The following is an 18,163-nucleotide window of genomic DNA, read 5'->3' as shown; positions in this document are numbered from 1 at the left end:
GGATACCATGCCCCGCCCTGGAGAAGTTCTCGGTGATCGATATCGGCTGGACGACCGGATCGCAGCCGGCGGCATGGGCGAGGTCTGGCAGGCCACCGACACGGTGCTCGGCCGGGAAGTCGCCGTGAAGACGCTGCACGCCGGACGGGCGGAGGATCCCGGCTTCCAGACGCGCTTCAAGCACGAGGCGCGGGCGATGGCGGTGCTGCACCACCCCGGGGTCGCCGACGTCTACGACTACGGGCAGAGCGGGCCGGACGCGTACATCGTGATGGCGCGCGTCGAGGGTGAGGCGCTCAACCAGCGGATCGCGGCCCGCGGCCGGCTTTCGCCCGCGGAGACGATGTCGATCGTGGCGCAGGCCGGGCGGGCCCTCGAGGCGGCGCACCGGGCGGGCATCGTGCACCGCGACGTCAAGCCCGGAAACCTGATCATCCGGCCGGACGGCACGGTGGTGCTGGTCGACTTCGGGGTGGCGCGCTCGGCCGAGTCGGCCGCCCTGACCGGCGCGAAAGAGGTGGTGGGCACCGCCCTCTACATCGCCCCCGAGCAAGTTTCCAAGGAGACAACCGGGCCTCCGGCCGACGTGTACGCGCTGGGCTGCGTCGCCTACCACTGCCTGACCGGGCACCCGCCGTTCATGGGCGACAACCCGATCGGGATCGCCGTGCAGCACCTCGAGGACGAGCCGCCGCCCCTGCCGAACGACGTCCCGATGCCGGTACGCGTCGTGGTGGAGACGGCGATGGCCAAGGACCCGGCGGCCCGCTTCTCGTCGGCGTCGGCGATGGCGGACGCGGCCGAGCTGGCCTCGGCCGGCGCGGGGACCACCGCGATCCTGGCCGCGCCCGGCGCGCTGGGGGCGACGGCCGCCGGGGCCTGGTCCGGCACGGCGGCCACGACCCGCCCGGCCAGCCCCGCGGGATCCGGGACGGCCGTGCTTGCGATGCTGCCGGACGGGCCCGGTGGCCCCGGCCCCGGCGCGAAGAACAACCGGCGGCGAAACTTGCTGCTCGGCGCCGCCGCCCTGATCGTGCTGGGCACCCTCGCGACCGTCCTGACCCTGGCCAACGTCGGTGGCAACCTGCCCAGCACTCCCCCGGCCGACGCGACCAGCGGCGCCAACGTCTCCCCCGCCGCGCCGGCCGGCAACGCGACGAAGAAGAACGGCAACCGCGAAACCACGAGACCCGCCGGCCAGAACGCCACCACCAAGACCGGCGTCCCGGGCCCGGCCGCGACGCCGACCCCGAGCCAGGCGCCGACGACCGAGCCGACCACCACGGCGCCGCAGCAGACGTCGACCACGGCGACCACCGAGCCCGAGGCGACCACCACCACCGACGACAACAGCGGCCCCGGTGGAGGCGACGGCGGCGGGAACGAGGGCGAGGGCGGCAGCGGCGGCGGCGACCAGGACGAGGCCGCCGCCACGCCGACCCCCTGAATCAGCCGATGTGGATCCAGATGTCGTCGAGCGAGCCGTGGAACTGGTCGTTGTCGGCGCCCACGCCCTTGCCGCCGATGCTGAACGGCTGAGCCGACGTGACGGCCAGGTCTTCCGGGACGGCCTCGCCGGCCTGCATCAGCCCGTCCACCACGATCGACAGCGTCGGGCCGCTCCGGCGGCACTCCAGGGTGTGCCACTTTCCGTCCGCGATCGACTGACGGCTGCGCGCGATGTGCACGGCCGTCTCGTTCGCGCCGGCCATGCCGCAGCTCGGTTTCCCGGAGACCCCGTCGACCTGCAGCTTGTACTGGCCGCCGCCGGTCGAGTAGCCCTTCTGCAGAATGTTCTCGCCGCTGGCCGTCTCGGCCGGCGCCAGCAGCACCGACGCGCCGTAGCGCAAATTTCTCGCGCCGGGGTTCAGGTCCGGCGTGTCGGCAGCCTGCAGCACGAGCCGCGGGCAGGCCGTGCCGGTGCACTTGGGCGGGAACGTCAGCGCCTGTCCCGTCCCGCGCGGCGTCAGGGTGATCTTCGCGCCGTTGCGGGTGACGGCCCGCAGCAGGTGCCCGTGTGCCGACCCGTCGTCGAAGGTCCCGTCCGCGATCGTGGTGTCGAAGTTGTACGACGCCACGTAGTCGCTCGCGGCCGTGGCCTTCTCCTCGTGCGGTGTGACCCCGGCGAACTGCACGTACCGCTTGCGGGTCACCCCGCCGACCTGGGTGAAGTCGCCGACCGCGCTGATCGCGCCGAGCGCCGGGCTGGTCGCCAGCTGCCGGGTTCCGGCGACGCCGTTGGCCTGCGGCGACCAGTCGAGCAGGTTGCCCTGGCTGTCGACGGCGGCGAGTTTCCCGCGCGGCACCGAGCCGTCGGTGCACACGCCCTTGACGCCGTTGTTCGAGGTGGTGCACGCCTTGTCGAAATGCCCGCCCACATACGTCGTGCCGTCGAGCTCCGCGATCGCTTGCGCGTCACCGTCGAAAACGCGCGTCCATCGGGTCGCGCCCGCCTGCGTGTAGGCGACCGCCCGCCCGCCGAGACCGCCGAGGGCGGCGTAGACCCCGGTGCTGTCGGCGGCGAGCGCGAAAACTTGCGACACCGGTTTCGGCAGGAACCCCTTGTCGAGTACGCCGGTGGCCGGGTCGACCGCGCTGAGGCGGAGGGTCGAGCTCACCCCGTTGGTCCTGTGGAAACGGCCGCCCAGATAAACCCGGTTGTTCGCGAGAGCGAGCGCGTTCACCACGTCGTCCACGGTCGGCGCCCACGCGTCGAGCGCGCCCGTGGCCAGCGTGAACGCGGCCAGGTTGGTGCGGGGCACCCCGTCGACCGCGGTGATCCGCCCGCCGACGTAGAGACGGCCGGCGCCGGCGACGAGCGCGTTCGGCTGGCCGAGCACGGTGTGCCGCAATGACGTGGTCACGCCGCTGGTCGCGCCGATCCCGGCCACCGCGTCCCGCGGCTCGCCGTTGATCGTGTCGAAGTCGCCGGCGGCGAAGACCACGTCGCCGTCGACGGCGAGGGCGCGCACGTTCGCGTCGGCGCTCGGATTCCACGGCAGCAGGGCGCCGGTGCGGGCGTCGAAGGCGGCGAGGCGGGTCCGGGCGACGTTCTTGCCGCCGGCGTTGGCGGTGGTGAAGTTTCCGCCGACGTAGACGGCGCCGCCCCGGTAGGCGACCGCGTAGACGGGACCGTTGAACGACGGCGACGTCACCGGGTCGGGCGAGACCACCTCGGCGAGGGCGGCGCCGCCGGCCGCGACAACGACCGTGGCGACGCCGACGATCAGCGTTCGCCGGGCGAGCGATTTACCGCTTTTTCGCAAGTTGAGCACATTGCACGTCAACGGTGGTCCGGCGTGGAAGATGCGCAACCGATCGGGTGGCAAATCGGACCGAAGGGGGTAACACGGTCGAAGCTCATCGCCCACGTTCAATGTCTCGCGCCGCGGGAATCTATGCTTCCGGCGTACGCGTGAGAGACAGAGGGAGAAACGCCGTGCCGCAACGTCGCCTCGCCGCCCTGCCCCTCGCCCTGGTCGCGACGGCGGCCCTGGCCGCCGGCTGTTCGATCGAGATCTCGCCGGAGAGCGTGCCGGTGCCGTTCAGCGTGGCGCCGACCCCGTCCGCCTCGGCCGGCGTGCCCAAGTACGTGTGCACGGCCGCCTACAAGATTCTCACCGACGGCGCGGTCCGGCTCGCCGGGTACATGACCGGCGACGGCGAGCACGCCCGGCAAGGGCTGCGCGACACTTTCGCCGACATGGCCGGCAAGCTCGATGCCGAGGCCGCCGGCACCACCGACCCCGCGCTGAAGCAGGCGCTGGGCGAGGTGTCGTCCGACCTGACCGCGGCATCCCAGCAGCAGGATCCCAAGGCGTACGTCAACGGCGGTTTCCAGACGGTCGGGCAGAAACTCGACGACGCCTGCCCATCGGCTTAGGGCAGGTCGACCGGGTAAGGCTCGGCGAAGTCGGCGGAGCGGCTCACGCTTTCCCACTTCTGCGCCTCGGCCAGCTCCCGGCGGGCGTCGGCCTGCGCCATCGTGGTCGCGTTCACGCCGAGCGGCAGGTGGGTCGGCGCGTCGTCACCGTGCACGACGCGGACGAGAATTTCGCCGGCACGTTTCGGGTCGCCGGCGGAAAGGTTCGGTGAGTCCATGCCGCGCACGCGCGCACCGACCGTCGCGTCGTAGGCCGGCGGCACGTCGTGGATCGTCATCGACGAGCCGGCCCAGTCGGTGGCGAACCCGCCCGGCTCGACCACCAGCACGCGCAGGCCCAGGGGCGCGGTTTCGACGGCGAGGACCCGGCTGAGCCCATCGACCGCGAACTTGGCGGCCTGGTAGGAGCCGAGCCCGGCGCTGCCGCCGACCCGGCCGCCGATCGAGGAGATCTGCACGATCGTGCCGCTCCCCCGCTCGCGCATCCCGGTCAGCACCGCGCGAGTCACGTTGTAGACGCCCCAGAAGTTCGTCTCGAACTGGCGGCGGAAGTCCTCTTCGGTGGTGGTCTCGATCGGGCCGAGGTTGGCGTAGCCGGCGTTGTTGACGACCACGTCGATCTGCCGGTTCGCGGCCCTGGCGACGGCCTCGGCGTCGGTGACGTCGAGCTCGACGGGAACGACGCGGTCGCCGTACGCGTCGACCAGGTCTTTCAGTTGCGAGGGGCGGCGGGCGGTCGCGATGACCCGGTCGCCCGCGGCCAGGGCGGCCTCCGCGATGGCGCGGCCGAGACCGCGGGAGGCGCCGGTGATGAACCATGTCTGTTCGCTCATGCACTTAGTAAAACGCGGTTGTGTTATTAGCGCAACGAGGTTGTGTTAATCTTCGGGTGTGACGTCGGCGACTCCCCAGCGGGCCCGCAGCGCCTCCGCCAAGGCCCAGCGCTCGCAGGACATCCTGGCCGCGGCCCGGGCGCTGGCGATGAGCCGCCCGGTCCGCGACATCACGCTGACCGACGTGGCGGCGGCGGTCGGCCTCCACAAATCCGCCATGCTCCGATATTTCGAGACAAGGGAGCAGATCTTCCTCGCGCTGGCGGCCGAGGGCTGGCGCGAGTGGACCGCCGCCGTCCGCACGGCCCTGCCGGCCGCCGGCGCCGGCCCGGCCGCGGTGGCCCGGCTCCTGGCGCACACCCTCGCCTCCCGCCCGCTCTTCTGCGACCTGCTCGCGCAGGCCCCGCTCAACCTCGAGCGCAACGTCTCCCTCGAGGTCGTCCGCGACTACAAGACCTCCAACCGCGCCGCGCTCGGCCCGCTGGTCGACGACCTGCGAAACTTGCTCGCCCTGACCGAGCAACAGGTCATCGACGTCATCTCCACCGCCACGAGCATGGCCGGCGCCCTCTGGCAGATGGCCGCGCCCGGCACGACCCTGCGAACTTTCTACGAAACCAACCCCGACCTGGCCCACGCGGTCGTCGACGTCGAGCCCCGGCTGACCCGCATCCTCACCGCGCTGCTGACCGGTCTGCGCTGAGTTGTCACACCGCCGCCGGCGGTGCGTCATGGCGCAGTTCATGTCGGGCGCGGGCGCGTCCCCGTTCACCAGCGCCAACAGCGTGACGTTTGCCTATCTTGGCTGGTCAGCGCTGTGGATCGCGCTGGTCCTGGGGCTGGCCGGGGTGGCCCTGGCGCGCCGCGACCTGTGACCACCGGGGCCAGCCAGGGGGCCGCCCAGGGTCTCCTACTGGTTCGGCGGAGGGGGTGCTGGGGAAATCTGTAGTCACCACAGAGAAAGAGGAGCACCTCCGATGGCCACGATCCACATGCACGAGACGACCACCCTGACCCCCGAGCAGTTCGTCGCCGGGGTGACCGACTTCGGGCCGGGCCGCCAGGAAATCATCACCAACAGCGCCGACGGTGACCTCGAGGTCCACTCGCAGAGCCCGCGCCGGGCGGACGTCACCGAGGGCAAGGGCGGCGTCTGGGAGCGGCTGCAGTACGACTGGTCCGACCCGAACCGCATCGTCATGCGCACGATCGACTCCAACCTCTGGGGCGGGGCGTCCGGGCATACGTACACGATGACCCGTCAGGCCGACGGCACCACCGCCATCGACGCGGTCGTGGTCCGCGAGGGCAAGAACGTCAAGGGCAAGCTGGTCGGGGCGCTGCTCGGCTCGGTCGCCAAGGGCGGGCTGGTCAAGGCGTTCGGCAACACGGTCAAGGCGATCGAGGCCCGCAACGGCGTCGTCTCCCGCTGACCGCCGGCCTCGCCGGCAACTTTCGCGCGCCGGCTTTCACGCACCGGCAACTTTCGCGCGCCGGCTTTCACGCACCGGCAACTTTCGCGCGCCGGCTTTCACGCACCGGCTTTCGCGCATCGCTTCATCGGCGCGTGCGTTGGGTCAGGACCACGCAGATCAGCACGACCAGCGCCGCACCGATCGAGGCCGGGGTCACGGACTCGCCGAGCAGCAGCGCCGACCAGGCCAGGGTCAGGACCGGCTGGGCCAGCTGGATCTGCCCGACCTGGGCGATGCCGCCGCGGGCGAGGCCCGCGTACCAGGCGAAGAAGCCGAGAAACATGGAGACCACGGTGACGTAGCCGAACGCCGCCCAGGCCGCTCCGCCGGCGCGAGGCGGGTGCACGAGGGCCGCGCCGAGCGCGACCGGCAGGGTGACAGGCAGGCTCAGGACCAGAGCCCAGCAGATCGTACGAGCGCCGCCCAGTTCCCGGGCGAGCGCGCCACCCTCCGCGTACCCGAGACCGCAGAGCACCACCGCGGCGAGCAGGTAGAAGTCCGCGGCCGTGAGGGCGCCGTGCACCTCGCCGCTGACGATCAGGAAGGTGAGCACCGCGCTCACCCCGGCCAGGCTGGCGATCCAGAACAGCGGAGGTGGACGCTCACCGGCCCGCAACACCGCGAAGATCGCGGTCATGGCGGGCAGCACGGTGACCACCACCGCGCCGTGCGCCGAGGTCTGCGTGGTCAGCGCGAGGGAGGTGAAGAACGGAAAGCCGAACACGACACCGAGCGCGACGACCGTGAGCCGCCGCCACTGGATTCCCGACGGCCGCGGCGCTCCCGTCAGGCCCAGGTAGACCCAGGCCAGTGCCGCCGCCCCGACGGCCCGGCCGAACGCCACGAACCACGGGTCGATCTCGTGCACCGCCACCCGGGTGGCCGGCAACGACATGCTGAACGCCAGCACCCCCAGCGCCCCGAGGGCGAGGCCGCCGATCCGATCCGCTGTTACCGTCGGCGGCGCAGTAGCGCTACTCTGTGCTGTCATGGAGAACGGTAACGCAGTCGACCGCGTTATCCAAGATCTGCGCGCGCTCGCGGCGGCCGGCGCACCCGGCGCCCGCCTGCCCTCGATGCGCGAGCTGACCGCCCGGCATCACGCCTCGCCGGTGACCGTGGCCGAAGCCGTGCGCCAACTGGCCGCTCAGGGCATCGTCGAGGCGCGCCCCGGCCGCGGCACGTTCGTCGCGCCACGAGCCGGCCTCCCCCGCCTGCCCGATCTGTCCTGGCAGACGGTCGCGCTGGGCGCCCGTCCCGGCGGCGAAGCAGACATGCAGGCGTTACTCGCGTTACCCGCGCCGGGCGCGATCCCGCTCTCCGGCGGCTACCTGCACCCCGACCTCCAGCCGTCCGCCGCCCTCGGCGCCGCCCTGGCCCGCGCCGCCCGCCATCCCGCCGCCTGGGAGCGCGGCCCGGTCGAGGGCCGCGAAGATCTGCGCGCCTGGTTCGCCCGTTCGACCGGCGGCGGCCTGCGCGCGGACGACATGGTCATCTGCCCCGGCGGCCAGGCGGCCCTCTCCTCGGCGCTGCGCTCGCTGGCCGATCCCGGCGACACCCTGCTCGTCGAGTCCCCCACCTACCTGGGCGCGCTCGCCGCCGCCCGCGCCACCGGCCTGCGCGTCGTGCCCGTGCCCATGGATGCCGACGGCGTGCTCCCCGGCCAGCTCGCCGCGGCCTTCGCCCGCACCGGCGCCCGCCTGTTCTACTGCCAGCCGCTGCACCACAACCCGACCGGCGCGAGCCTGTCGTCGCGCCGCCGGGCCGCGGTCCTCGATGCCGTACGCGACGCGGGCGCGTTCCTCATCGAGGACGACTACGCCCGCGACCTCACCATCGACGGCGATCCCCCCGCGCCGCTGGCCGCCGACGACCCCGACGGCCACGTCGTCTACCTGCGCTCGCTCACCAAGCCGGCCGCCCCCGGCCTGCGCATAGCCGCCGCCGGCGCCCGCGGCCCGGCCGGCGCCCGGTTGCGCGCCGCCCGCCTGCTCGACGACTTCTTCGTGGCCGGCCCCCTGCAGCAGGCCGCCCTCGAGTTCCTCACCGCCCCGGCCTGGTCCCGCCACCGCCGCGCCCTGCGGACCGCCCTGCGCGAGCGCCGCGAGGCCCTGCTGACCGCCCTGCGCCGCCACTTGCCGTCGCTCGTGCCGCCGGCGATCCCGCGCGGCGGCCTGCACCTGTGGGTCCCGCTCCCCGACGGCCTCGATGACGTGGAGGTGACCGCCGCCGCGGCGGCCGAGGGCGTGGTCGTCTTCCCCGGCCGCCCCTGGTACGCCGCCGAGCCGCCGGCGGCTCATCTGCGGCTCACCTACGCGGCCGCGCCGCCCGACCTCATGGACGAAGCCGTCCGGCGCCTGGCCCGCGCCGTCTAAACCACGAGGTCGAGCAGGAACACGCAGATCACGCCGACCACGGAGATGATCGTCTCCATGATCGACCAGGTTTTGACGGTCTGCCCGACGGTCATCCCGAAGTACTCCTTGACCAGCCAGAACCCGGCGTCGTTGACGTGCGAGAAGAACAGCGACCCGCACCCGATCGCCAGCGCCAGCAGCGAGACCTCAGGTCTGTCCAGCGTGGCCGCCAGCGGCGCCACGATGCCCGCCGCCGTGATCGTCGCGACCGTTGCCGAGCCGGTCGCCAGCCGGATGCCTACGGCGACCAGCCAGCCCAGCAGCAGCGCGTTGATGTGCGCGTCCTGCGCCGCGTCCGCAACCACGTTGCCCACGCCCGCGTCGACGAGCACCTGCTTGAAGCCGCCGCCCGCGGCGACGATCAGCAGGATCCCGGCGATCGGCGGCAGCGAGCCGCCGAGCACCGCGTTGGTTTCGCGCCGGTCCATGCCGGAGCGCTTGCCGAGGGTCCACATCGCCACGAGCACACCGATGAGCAGCGCCACGGGCGGGTTTCCGAGCACGTCGAGCGCGCCGCGCACGCTGTTGCCCTTCTCCAGGGTCAACTCCCCGACCGCCCGGGCGAGCATCAGCAGGATCGGCAGCAGCACGGTCAGCACCGCCGCCCAGAAGCCCGGGTTGCGCCGGTGCGTGCGCTCCGGCCGGGTCGCGTCCTCCGTGTAATCCTCGTCGCCGGACGCCGCGCCCGCGCCGACCGGTTCGAGCAGCGCCGGCACCGGCACCCGCACCCGCTTGGAGATCCAGTTGCCGTAGACCGGACCCGCCACGATCACCGTCGGGATCGCGCAGATCAGGCCGAACAGCAGCGTCAGGCCGAGGTCGGCGTTGAGGCTGGAGATCGCGACCAGCGGGCCGGGGTGCGGCGGCACGAGGCCGTGCAGCACCGAGAGGCCGGCCAGCGCGGGGATGCCGATCCGGAGCAGGCCGATGTCGGTACGCCGGGCGACCAGGAGCACGATGGGCACCAGCAGTACCACGCCGACCTCGAAGAACAGCGGCAGGCCGACGAGCGCGGCCACGCCGGCCATCGCCCACGGCAGGGCCGAGCCGGAGACCCGCTGGACGATCCGGTGGACGATCCCGTCGGCGCCGCCGGATTCGGCCAGCAGCGCGCCGATCATCGAGCCGAGCGCGATGAGCAGGCCGACGCTGCCGACGGTGCTACCGAGACCGGTGCTGAAGGACGTGACCGTGGCGCCCGGCGCGGCCCCGGCGACCAGGCCGAGGACCGCCGAGCCGAGGATCAGGGCGAGGAACGGGTGGAACTTCGCCCACGCGATGAGCAGGACGACGGCCGCGATGCCGAGCACCGCGGCGAGCACGAGTTGGGTAGTCCCGGCATCGGTTATCGCCTCGGCGGCGAGCGGCATCATGCGTGCGCGTTACCCCCGCCGTACGGATTTCAATCTTGCCGAAAGGCCGCAGGGGGTAGCAGGGACATATGCCCAGGTCGATCGGTCCGGAGATTCGTGCCGCCGCCCGCCACCTCGGGGACGCGATCAATCAGGTCGCGGCGGCCACGTCGGTGCTGCGACGCGAGCCGGCCGGCGCGACCGGCGAGGCAAGGCGGCTCGCGCTTCTGTTGTTGCGGCTTCGCGAGGCGTACGCGGTGGCAAGCGGCGAACCGGGTCTGGCGCCGGACGCGACCGAACGGGTGCTCAAGGCCGAACGGGCGGCGCGGCAGGCCCTGGTCGCCCGCCACTGAACGGACCCTCCGCCGGCAAGGGGCCAAGCGGGTCGTCGAGGCGCGGAGCCTGGGCAGCTCGGAGCGCATCGACCACCGACTTGACGATGTCCGCCATCACCTTCACTCCAACCGGCGGGGCCGGGGGGATTTGGCCCCGAGGTGGGGCCTTGGGTGACGGGTTGAACAGGATGTTGACGGCGTCCCGGATGCGCTGTTCCGCCTGTGTTCGCGGAAGCCGCGCCAGGTCGGCGAGCTCGGCGTGGCCGGCCGTGAACTCGATGCGGCCCCACTCGCAGCGCAAGCCCTCCGCGTCCACGGCGACGGTGCACCGTCCTTCCCGGCCGTCCAGGACTTCACCGCGCACGTCGAAGGCCGTCGCCTCCACCGGCTTCCGCGGGTCCCGCCCGGCCGCCCCCGGGTGACGCGCGGCCGCACCGACGGGCTCGAACGGCGTCCGCGGGTCTCGCTCGGGTGTCAGCAGGGCGCGCACGGCGGCCACGGCGACCGCGCGGACGGGCTCGATCCGGTCGGCGGACAAGCCGGCGAGCAGGGCTCCGGCGCGGGGCGAGTCGCCCAGCAGCTCCGCGATGTGCGCCCGCGACCACCACCGCCCGGGCTCGGCCCGCAGGGCCTGGACGATCCGCTCGGCCATCGGCCCCGCCCCGCTCCCGTCGAGAAGACCCAGCAACGCGGCCACCTGCCGGGGCGAGCGCTTCTCGACGACAAGACCGAGGAAACGGTCCACCAGGTCGGGACGACGGCCGGCGGTGCCGGCGGGCTCGGGCGCGACGTGCCAGACCCGGGCTGTCCAGCGCGGCACGTCCTCGTGAAGCGCGAGCCCTTCGAGCAGGGCGTCCGTGCCGGCCGTGTCGCCGGCCGACCACACCCGGGTCAGGTACGCCAGGACGATGCCGGGCGGCTCGCGGATCACCTGCTCGGCGAGCTGCGAGCGGATGGTGCGACGATTTGCGGCTGCCGCGGCCACGCGAGCGGCCGCCGTGGGCGAAGCGACAACCGCATCGATGACCATCGCCTTGCGTTCGGGCCGGAGGTCGTCGACGTCCAGTGTGAAGCGAGATAGGACGATCTTCGTCACCGCCACCAGGTCGTCGACCACTTTGTCGAGTGCAGCTGGAGCCGCCCTGGCGACGCGCCGGACGACGCTGCGCTGCTGCGGCCGGTCCATTCCCTGGGTCATCCGGGGCACATGGTCGACGTGCGCCTCGGCGAGCCGGTCGAGGAACGCCGCGGCCCCGTCGGCGTCGTCGAGCAGCACGATGAGGGCGCCGGCCTTCGCCGGGTCGTCCTGGTCCGCCACGGCGTCGGTCAGGAAGCCGAGCGCGAGCGGGTCGGCGTCCTCGAGGTGGCGGAACAGCTCGGCGACCTCGCCGGCGTCGCGGTTCGCGGCCGCCTCGACGACGCGCCGCGCGTCCCACGGCCGGCCCGCCTCGGCCACCGCTCGCAGGCAGCCGATGGTCTCGGCGATCGGGCGCCGGGCCGCGGCCTCGGCGACCAGGTCGCCCGCCTCCTCGTCGTACCCGCCGCGCCACAGCATTTCGGCGAGCACCAGCAGGTCTGGACCGGTCAGCGTGGAAGCCGCCGAGGTGACGGCGTCCTGCACCGCGTGCGGGACTGCGGTCGCCCGCAGTGGCAGGAGCATGGCGGCGTAGTCGCCGGGACGCCGGCACTCGCTCAGCGCCCGGCCGACCAGCTCACGGGCCTGATCCGTGCGACCGGCCTCGTGCATGGCCTCGGCGAGCAGCGCGATGTCCACGGGGATGCGCCGGGCAAGGACCGCGCTGGCCGCCGCGTAGACGACGTACGCCGCCTCCTCCCGCCCCGCCTCCCGCAGCACGTCGCCGAGGCCGGCCGCGTCACCCGGCGGGATCCGGGCGGCGGTGCGCTCCAGCAGCGTGTCCAGCACTCCGTCCGGCTCCAGCTCGGTGGAAAGCGTAGCGACCAGGGCGATCATGTCGTCGGGCCGGCCGAACCGAGCGTCGACGGCCGCGTCCAGCAGCGCGTCGCGCTCGGGTGGGGTCAGCCGTCCCGCGATCGCCACGACCGCCGCCGCGTCGAGCCCGGCGACCTGCCGGCGGATCCGGGCCAGCACGGCCGGGCGCCGCAACCCCACGAGCATGCCGATCAGGTCCGTCACCTCGTGGGCCGGCCGGCGCGCGGCGGCCGTGAGGATGCGGTCGGCGTCGGTGGTGGCGCCGGTCCCGTCCAGGGCTTCGACGATCCCGACCACCTCCTGCCGGGCCCGCCCGGCGCCGATCGCGTCGAGGAGCGCGCCGGCGGCCCGGTCGTCACCGTCCGAGCGCATCTCGGCGAGCCGCCTCAGAACCGCGGCCGGGGCGAGCCACGGCGGCCGGACGGCCGCGGCGGCCGGCGCCGGAGGCGGCGACTCAACGGGCGGCGACTCGACGGGCCGGGCCGGACGCACGGCCCGGTTTCGGGCGAGCACGATGTGGTGGCCTCGGTTGCCGACGCGCTGCTGCGGTACCGGGTGGCTGGCCGCGACGAGGCGGTCGCGCAGCCGCCAGTACACGTGCTCGGTGCTCAACAGCTCCGCGCCGCCGGGCACGCCCTCCGACAACAGCCGCACCAGCTCCCCGGTGAAGGCGGTGAGCGGAGCGCCCGGCGGGGCGACCGCGAGACTGCGCTCGTCGCAGGCGGTGAGCAGATAGGTGCCCTCGACGATCGTCTGGTCGGCGAAGTCGCCCATCGTCGCCTTGCCGCTGTAGCAGCAGTCCAGGATTACCACCTTGGACGGGCAGCGAGCCTCCAGCATCGCCCGGCGGACACGGTGGTAGTCGACAGCCCGATGGATCGGGTCGTTCTCGGCGTTGCCAAGAGCCAGGAACAACTGGCCCGAGTCGATGTCGAGCAGGCCGTGCCCGGCGAAGTAGAACAGCAGCGTGTCCGTGGCGGCGCGGGCGGCGTCGAGCAATGCCTCCTCGACATCGTCGGTGACGGCCGCATCCGTGAGCGCCACGCAATGCTCGGACGGCAACCCCCATATCTCCGGGTCGGTGAGCAGGTCCCACAGGCGTGCGACATTGCGGGGCACGGCCGGCAGCGGGCTGAGGTGCGTGTATTCGGCCGGTCCGACCAGCACGGCCCGGGAACCCGACGGATCGGGCAGCATGAGATCAGTCGTCGTCATCCAGCGCCGCCCGCAGCGCCTTCTCCAGCACGGCCAGGCTCTCCGGCGAGTCGCCGGCGACGGTCACCCGCACGCCGTCGACCTCGATGGTGATCGGCGGTTTCCGCGGGTGGGTGCCGAGCCAGGCCCGCAGCGCCACCAGGAAGCTGCCGAGCGCGATCGAGTTGCTGAGCACGATGTTGACGATCTCGGCGGCCCCCTGGTGCGCGGGGCTGGGGTCGGCGGTGACTTCCAGGCCCGGCGAGCGGCGGAGCCAGTCGTACAGGGATCGGAGCACCGGGAGATCTTGCTGGTCAGCGACGCCGGCGATGGCCCTCATGCAAGGGATTCAAGCACGTCGGGCCGACCTCCGTGTCAGCCCGCGAGTGCCGCCTTCACGCCGCGCGTGACGTCGTCGGCGAGGATCTCGGTGAGGCCCTCGGCGACGCCGTCGAGGGCCAGCGCGGCCACGATCGCCGGGTCGGTCTTCTGGTCGGCCGGGATGGTCGCCGCCATATCGGTGTCCATGTAGCCCACATGCAGGCCGGATACCGCGATGCCGCGAGGGGCGAGCTCGTCGCGTACGGCGTTCGTCAGCGCCCAGCCCGCGGCTTTCGCCCCGCTGTACGCCCCCGCGCCGGCCGGGTGGTACCACGACAGCACCGACAGCACGTTGAGGATCGCGCCGCCGCCATTGGCCTCGATGATCGGCGCGAATGCCCGGGTCACGGCCAGCGTGCCGTAGTAGTGGGTGTCCATCTCGAGGCGGATCAGGTCGAGGTCGCCGTCGATCAGCGACTGGTGGGTGCTCGACCCGGCGTTGTTGATCAGCAGGGTGACGTCTGTGGCGGCCTTGGCGGCCCGCTCGACCGAGGCCGGGTCGGTGACGTCGATCTGCAGCGGGATCGCGCCGGGCAGGTCGACCGTCTCGGGGTTGCGGGCGCCGGCGTACACCTTGGCGCCGCGCTCGAGCAGCTGAGCGGCGAAGTGGCGGCCGAGGCCGCGGTTGGCGCCGGTGACGAGGGCTACGGAGTTCGTGAGGTCCATGCCGGTTAGATTACTCATATCATCTAAGCCGGGCAAGGCAATAGATGACACACACCATCTATACTTGGCGGCATGGGACGGGTTTCGCAGGCGCAGGCGCAGGAGAACCGGAAAAGGATCATCGAAACCGCGGCCCGGCTGTTTCGCGAACGGGGCGTGGCCGGGGTCAGCGTGGCCGACGTGATGGCCGAGGTGGGGCTGACGCACGGCGGCTTCTATAAGCAGTTCGCCTCGAAGGAGGCCCTCGTGGCCGAGGCCGTCGGGCAGGCGTTCGGAGAGCTGACCGACCGGCTCGGCACCGTCGACCGCGAAAATTTCGTGCGGACCTACCTGTCGGCGGAGCATCGTGACCGGCCGGGCGACGGGTGCCCGGCGGCCGGATTCGGGGGCGATCTCTCGCACGAGCAGCCGGGGGCCGCCGTCGACGCGTACGCGAAAGGCCTTGATCTTTATGCCCGCGAGCTGGGCAGTCTCGCGGACGTCGCCACGCTCGTCGGCGCGATGGTGCTCGCCCGCGCGACCGCGGGGACGGAAGTTTCCGGCCGGGTCCTGCAAGCGGCGCGGGAGCGGCTGCTCAGCGAAGCCTGAACTGTTCCTCGAGGATGCCCAGCGCCGCCTCGACCTCGGCGAGATTGCTCGGCTCGAAGCCGCCGCCGTCGCGCCCGCCCGGGGGCGCGACGGCCAGCACCACGCCGACCATCGCCCCCGCGATCACCCGGTACGTGACGTCGTCGTGCGGCTTGCCGTCCCGGTCGGCGAGCGCGGCGGCCAGCATGTCGATCGCGAGCACCGTCTGGTTCATCGCCCGGACGCGCAGCTCGGGGACGGACTGGTAGATGGCCTGGCGGCGCATCTCGCTCGACCACTCCTCGGGGCTGAGGTTGAGGAAGACCTCACGCATCCCGTTGAGCAGGGCCCGGACCGGCGAGGTGCCCGGCGGCTGCGCCTTGATCGCATCGACGATCGCCGGGTCGTAGTCGTCGGTGAGGATCACGTCTTCCTTGGTCGGAAAGTATCGGAAGAACGTGCTCTGCGAGACCTCGGCCGCCTCCGCGATCTGGTCCACGGTGGTCGCCGCGTACCCCTGCTCCTCGAACAGACGCAACGCGTGATTGCGGATGGCGGCCCGGGTTCTCGCTTTCTTGCGTTCCCGTAACCCGGCCGGCAGGGACGAGGTCATAGGCCCGATTCTGCCAGCACGAGACGTTCGGGTTCCACCGGCGCGACGGGCGTGCGGCGCGGAAGCATCAGCAGCGCGAGGATCGCGCCGGCCGCCGCGACCGCGGCCGCGACCAGCAGCGACACGTCCATGCCGTGGGTGAAGGCATCGCGTACGGCGTCGAGCAGGCTCGCATCGTGCGCCTGGGTGGCCACCGCGACGCCGGAGGAGGCGCTCTCCCGCACCGGGCCCGACGAAACCGGCAGGCCGGAACGGTAGGCGCTGTTGAGCACCGTACCGAGCACCGCGACCCCGATCGCGCCGCCGACCTGCCGCATCGCCTGGAGCAGGCCGTTGCCGACGCCGCTGCGCTCGGCGGTGAGCGCCCCGAGCGCGGCGTCCATCGACGGCGGGAGCGTGAAGCCGAGCCCGATGCCGGCCGCGGTGATCCACGCGGCGACGAAACCGTAGCCGCTGGTCGCGTCGGTCAGGCTGCCGACCACCATCGCGGCGGTCATCAGCGCCAGGCCGCCGGCGATGACAACGCGGTTTCCGACCCGCGCGGCAACTTTCTCGGCGGTGCGCGCGCCGATCAGCAGGCCGCCGATGATCGGGAGCAGGCGCAGGCCGGAGCCGAACGCGTCCTGGCCGCCGACCGCCGAGAAGAACTGCGGCAGCGCGAAAAGCAGGCCGAGCATCGCGAAACTGGCGACGGTCGCGAGGACCGCGCCGCCGGTGAAGGCGCGGGAGCGGAACAGATCGAGGTCGACCAGCGCCGATTTCGCCTTTCGCTGCCAGACCACGAAACCCACGAGCAGAGCCACGCCGCCGATCATCGTGGCCAGCGAGCGGGCGTCACCCCAGCCGCGGTCGCCGGCCTCGATGATGCCGTAGGTGAGCGCGACCAGGCCGCCCGCGGAGAGCAGCACGCCGAGCAGGTCGAAGCGGCGGGTGCGGTCACCGTGCGACTCGGGCACCCAGAACGTGACCGCGACCAGCGCGATCGCGACCAGCGGGACGTTGATCAGGAAGACCGAGCCCCACCAGAAGTTGTCGAGCAGCCAGCCGCCCAGCAGCGGGCCGAGCGGGATGCCGAGGGCGCTCGCGGTGAGCCAGACCGACAGCGCCTTCGAGCGCTCCTTGTCGTCGAAGAGCACGGTCAGCACCGCGCCGGAGAGCGGCATGAGCACGGCGGCGCCCAGGCCGAGGACGGCGCGGGCGGCGATCAGCTGGCCGGTGCTGGCCGACCAGGCGCAGGCGGCCGAGGCGGCGCCGAAGACGAAAAGAGCGCCGAGCAACAGCTTCTTGCGGCCGAAGCGGTCGCCGAGCATGCCGGCCGGGAGCAGCACGGCCGCGAGGACCAGCAGGTAGGCGTTCGTGAACCACTGCAGGTCGCCGGTGGTGGCGTGCAGGTCACGGCTCAGCGTGGGCAGGGCAACGCTGAGGATCGTGGTGTCCAGCCCGATGGCGAGCGTGGACAGGGCCAGGGCGGCCAGCGCGTACCAGCGCGATTTGGAAGTAGCCATGTTTTGACAGTAACTCCCACTTGGTAGTGACCGTCAAGTCCTAGGATCGGAGTGTGATGAACGACGACGAGGTGCCGGGGTTCTGGGCCGGGCTGGGACTTCCGGGCGTGTTCGACGTGCACACGCACTTTCTGCCGCCCCGGATGGAGCGGCGCGTGTGGGCGCATTTCGACTCGGCGGGGCCGCTGATCGGGCGCGAATGGCCGATCCGGTACAAACTTTCGCTCCCGGAACGCATGGCGGTGCTGGGCAAGCTCGGCGTCCGGGGGTTCAGCGCCCTCGCGTACGCTCACCGGCCCGGCATGGCCGCCGACCTGAACCGGTGGTCGCTGGATTTCGCGGCGCGGACCCCCGGGTGTCTTCGCAGCGCGACGTTCTTTCCCGAGCCCGGCGTGCTCGAGCACACCCGCGCGGCGCTGGAGGCCGGCGCCCAGATCTTCAAGGTGCACCTTCAGGTGGGCGGCTTCGACCCGCGTGCCTCGTCGCTGGACCCGGTGTGGGGGCTGCTCGCCGACGCCGGCACGCCGATCGTCGTGCACGCGGGGTCGGGGCCGGTCGCGGCCGGCTTCACCGGGCCCGGGCCGCTCGGCGAGGTGCTCGCCCGGCATCCCCGCCTCGCCGTGGTCGTCGCCCATCTCGGGGCACCGGAGTACGCCGACTTTCTCTCGATGGCGGAAAGTTTCCCGCGGGTGCGGCTCGACACGACCATGGCCTTCACGGATTTCTTCCAGGACATGGCGCCCTTCCCGCCGGGCCTGCGGCCGCGGCTGCGCGATCTCGGGCTGAGCGGGAAAGTTCTGCTCGGCAGCGACTTTCCGAACATCCCGTACGCCTACGCGCACCAGCTCGAGTCGCTCGCGAACCTGGACCTCGGCGACACGTGGCTACGGGCGGTGTGCTGGGAGAACGCCCGTGACCTGTTCGGTATGACGCCGCGCGGGTGAAGGTCCGGCGTCCACGAGCGCGGACGTGTCACGATCATGTAAGGCAG

Annotated in this window: 18 protein-coding genes; 9 read left to right on the top strand and 9 right to left on the bottom strand. The window is 72.5% G+C overall.

Going from position 1 to position 18,163, the window contains the following annotated elements:
- Positions 1–7: 7 nt before the first annotated feature.
- Complete coding sequence (locus tag ACIA5D_RS09160; protein ID WP_396029335.1) at positions 8–1,447, top strand: serine/threonine-protein kinase; 1,440 nt, start codon at positions 8–10, stop codon at positions 1,445–1,447.
- Position 1,448: 1 nt separating this feature from the next.
- Here the strand turns inward: ACIA5D_RS09160 and ACIA5D_RS09155 are convergent, their stop codons facing one another.
- Positions 1,449–3,275: a LamG-like jellyroll fold domain-containing protein gene (locus ACIA5D_RS09155; RefSeq protein ID WP_396029334.1), complete on the bottom strand. Its 1,827-nt coding sequence runs from the start codon at positions 3,273–3,275 to the stop codon at positions 1,449–1,451.
- A 164-nt stretch (positions 3,276–3,439) separates the two neighbouring features.
- Between ACIA5D_RS09155 and ACIA5D_RS09150 the strand changes: the two genes are divergently transcribed.
- Positions 3,440–3,883, top strand: a complete 444-nt coding sequence (locus tag ACIA5D_RS09150) for a hypothetical protein (RefSeq protein ID WP_396029333.1) — start codon at positions 3,440–3,442, stop codon at positions 3,881–3,883.
- Here the strand turns inward: ACIA5D_RS09150 and ACIA5D_RS09145 are convergent.
- Positions 3,880–4,716, bottom strand: a complete 837-nt coding sequence (locus tag ACIA5D_RS09145; protein WP_396029332.1) for an SDR family NAD(P)-dependent oxidoreductase — start codon at positions 4,714–4,716, stop codon at positions 3,880–3,882. The two genes, ACIA5D_RS09150 and ACIA5D_RS09145, sit on opposite strands and share 4 nt — an antisense overlap.
- 58 nt (positions 4,717–4,774) lie before the next feature.
- Between ACIA5D_RS09145 and ACIA5D_RS09140 the strand changes: the two genes are divergently transcribed.
- The 3 genes from ACIA5D_RS09140 (at position 4,775) to ACIA5D_RS09130 (ending at position 6,149) form a co-directional block, all read left to right on the top strand.
- Positions 4,775–5,419 (top strand): TetR/AcrR family transcriptional regulator, encoded by a 645-nt coding sequence (locus ACIA5D_RS09140; protein WP_396029331.1) that lies wholly within the window; start codon positions 4,775–4,777, stop codon positions 5,417–5,419.
- Positions 5,420–5,447: 28 nt separating this feature from the next.
- Positions 5,448–5,591, top strand: a complete 144-nt coding sequence (locus ACIA5D_RS09135) for a hypothetical protein (protein ID WP_396029330.1) — start codon at positions 5,448–5,450, stop codon at positions 5,589–5,591.
- 102 nt (positions 5,592–5,693) lie between these two features.
- A complete protein-coding gene (locus ACIA5D_RS09130) occupies positions 5,694–6,149 on the top strand; it encodes a hypothetical protein (RefSeq protein ID WP_396029329.1) in 456 nt (151 codons plus the stop codon).
- 124 nt (positions 6,150–6,273) lie between these two features.
- Here the strand turns inward: ACIA5D_RS09130 and ACIA5D_RS09125 are convergent, their stop codons facing one another.
- Entirely contained in the window at positions 6,274–7,182 is a 909-nt protein-coding gene (locus tag ACIA5D_RS09125) for a DMT family transporter (RefSeq protein WP_396029328.1), read from the bottom strand.
- Between ACIA5D_RS09125 and ACIA5D_RS09120 the strand changes: the two genes are divergently transcribed.
- Positions 7,181–8,566: a PLP-dependent aminotransferase family protein gene (locus ACIA5D_RS09120; protein ID WP_396029327.1), complete on the top strand. Its 1,386-nt coding sequence runs from the start codon at positions 7,181–7,183 to the stop codon at positions 8,564–8,566. The genes ACIA5D_RS09125 and ACIA5D_RS09120 overlap by 2 nt on opposite strands.
- Here the strand turns inward: ACIA5D_RS09120 and ACIA5D_RS09115 are convergent.
- Positions 8,563–9,981 carry a GntP family permease gene (locus ACIA5D_RS09115; RefSeq protein WP_396029326.1) on the bottom strand — a complete coding sequence of 473 codons (1,419 nt, stop codon included), beginning with the start codon at positions 9,979–9,981 and terminating at the stop codon, positions 8,563–8,565. The two genes, ACIA5D_RS09120 and ACIA5D_RS09115, sit on opposite strands and share 4 nt — an antisense overlap.
- Positions 9,982–10,049: 68 nt before the next feature.
- On the opposite strand from ACIA5D_RS09115, the gene ACIA5D_RS09110 reads away from it, so the two are divergent.
- A complete protein-coding gene (locus tag ACIA5D_RS09110) occupies positions 10,050–10,313 on the top strand; it encodes a hypothetical protein (protein ID WP_396029325.1) in 264 nt (87 codons plus the stop codon).
- On the opposite strand, the gene ACIA5D_RS09105 is transcribed toward ACIA5D_RS09110, so the two are convergent.
- Genes ACIA5D_RS09105 through ACIA5D_RS09095 form a run of 3 tightly spaced genes read right to left on the bottom strand, consistent with a single transcriptional unit; the run spans position 10,267 to position 14,487 of the window.
- Positions 10,267–13,461 carry a caspase family protein gene (locus ACIA5D_RS09105; protein ID WP_396029324.1) on the bottom strand — a complete coding sequence of 1,065 codons (3,195 nt, stop codon included), beginning with the start codon at positions 13,459–13,461 and terminating at the stop codon, positions 10,267–10,269. The two genes, ACIA5D_RS09110 and ACIA5D_RS09105, sit on opposite strands and share 47 nt — an antisense overlap.
- A complete protein-coding gene (locus ACIA5D_RS09100) occupies positions 13,448–13,780 on the bottom strand; it encodes a hypothetical protein (RefSeq protein WP_396029323.1) in 333 nt (110 codons plus the stop codon). The genes ACIA5D_RS09105 and ACIA5D_RS09100 overlap by 14 nt, the downstream gene beginning before the upstream one ends.
- A gap of 35 nt (positions 13,781–13,815) precedes the next feature.
- Entirely contained in the window at positions 13,816–14,487 is a 672-nt protein-coding gene (locus ACIA5D_RS09095; RefSeq protein WP_396029322.1) for an SDR family oxidoreductase, read from the bottom strand.
- A 72-nt stretch (positions 14,488–14,559) separates the two neighbouring features.
- Here ACIA5D_RS09095 and ACIA5D_RS09090 point away from each other — a divergent pair, with 72 nt between their 5' ends.
- Positions 14,560–15,075: a TetR/AcrR family transcriptional regulator gene (locus tag ACIA5D_RS09090; RefSeq protein ID WP_396029321.1), complete on the top strand. Its 516-nt coding sequence runs from the start codon at positions 14,560–14,562 to the stop codon at positions 15,073–15,075.
- On the opposite strand, the gene ACIA5D_RS09085 is transcribed toward ACIA5D_RS09090, so the two are convergent.
- Together ACIA5D_RS09085 and ACIA5D_RS09080 are read right to left on the bottom strand one after the other, a co-directional pair.
- Entirely contained in the window at positions 15,062–15,667 is a 606-nt protein-coding gene (locus ACIA5D_RS09085; protein WP_396029320.1) for a TetR family transcriptional regulator, read from the bottom strand. The two genes, ACIA5D_RS09090 and ACIA5D_RS09085, sit on opposite strands and share 14 nt — an antisense overlap.
- A complete protein-coding gene (locus ACIA5D_RS09080; RefSeq protein WP_396029319.1) occupies positions 15,664–17,172 on the bottom strand; it encodes an MFS transporter in 1,509 nt (502 codons plus the stop codon). The genes ACIA5D_RS09085 and ACIA5D_RS09080 overlap by 4 nt, the downstream gene beginning before the upstream one ends.
- Positions 17,173–17,228: 56 nt before the next feature.
- On the opposite strand from ACIA5D_RS09080, the gene ACIA5D_RS09075 reads away from it, so the two are divergent.
- Positions 17,229–18,116 (top strand): amidohydrolase family protein, encoded by an 888-nt coding sequence (locus ACIA5D_RS09075; RefSeq protein WP_396029505.1) that lies wholly within the window; start codon positions 17,229–17,231, stop codon positions 18,114–18,116.
- The last annotated feature ends 47 nt before the right edge of the window (positions 18,117–18,163 follow it).

It is taken from the genome of Actinoplanes sp. NPDC051513 (assembly GCF_044454685.1).
In the GTDB taxonomy this organism is placed as follows: Bacteria; Actinomycetota; Actinomycetes; order Mycobacteriales; family Micromonosporaceae; genus Actinoplanes.
This window is presented reverse-complemented; position numbering and strand designations above follow the sequence as displayed.

Coding starts and splice junctions, on each gene's coding strand:
- ACIA5D_RS09160 (WP_396029335.1), top strand. CDS start 8: ATGCCCCGCCCTGGAGAAGTTCTCGGTGATCGATATCGGCTGGACGAC.
- ACIA5D_RS09145 (WP_396029332.1), bottom strand. CDS start 4,716: ATGAGCGAACAGACATGGTTCATCACCGGCGCCTCCCGCGGTCTCGGC.
- ACIA5D_RS09135 (WP_396029330.1), top strand. CDS start 5,448: ATGGCGCAGTTCATGTCGGGCGCGGGCGCGTCCCCGTTCACCAGCGCC.
- ACIA5D_RS09130 (WP_396029329.1), top strand. CDS start 5,694: ATGGCCACGATCCACATGCACGAGACGACCACCCTGACCCCCGAGCAG.
- ACIA5D_RS09120 (WP_396029327.1), top strand. CDS start 7,181: ATGGAGAACGGTAACGCAGTCGACCGCGTTATCCAAGATCTGCGCGCG.
- ACIA5D_RS09125 (WP_396029328.1), bottom strand. CDS start 7,182: ATGACAGCACAGAGTAGCGCTACTGCGCCGCCGACGGTAACAGCGGAT.
- ACIA5D_RS09115 (WP_396029326.1), bottom strand. CDS start 9,981: ATGATGCCGCTCGCCGCCGAGGCGATAACCGATGCCGGGACTACCCAA.
- ACIA5D_RS09110 (WP_396029325.1), top strand. CDS start 10,050: ATGCCCAGGTCGATCGGTCCGGAGATTCGTGCCGCCGCCCGCCACCTC.
- ACIA5D_RS09105 (WP_396029324.1), bottom strand. CDS start 13,461: ATGACGACGACTGATCTCATGCTGCCCGATCCGTCGGGTTCCCGGGCC.
- ACIA5D_RS09100 (WP_396029323.1), bottom strand. CDS start 13,780: ATGAGGGCCATCGCCGGCGTCGCTGACCAGCAAGATCTCCCGGTGCTC.
- ACIA5D_RS09095 (WP_396029322.1), bottom strand. CDS start 14,487: ATGGACCTCACGAACTCCGTAGCCCTCGTCACCGGCGCCAACCGCGGC.
- ACIA5D_RS09090 (WP_396029321.1), top strand. CDS start 14,560: ATGGGACGGGTTTCGCAGGCGCAGGCGCAGGAGAACCGGAAAAGGATC.
- ACIA5D_RS09085 (WP_396029320.1), bottom strand. CDS start 15,667: ATGACCTCGTCCCTGCCGGCCGGGTTACGGGAACGCAAGAAAGCGAGA.
- ACIA5D_RS09080 (WP_396029319.1), bottom strand. CDS start 17,172: ATGGCTACTTCCAAATCGCGCTGGTACGCGCTGGCCGCCCTGGCCCTG.
- ACIA5D_RS09075 (WP_396029505.1), top strand. CDS start 17,229: ATGAACGACGACGAGGTGCCGGGGTTCTGGGCCGGGCTGGGACTTCCG.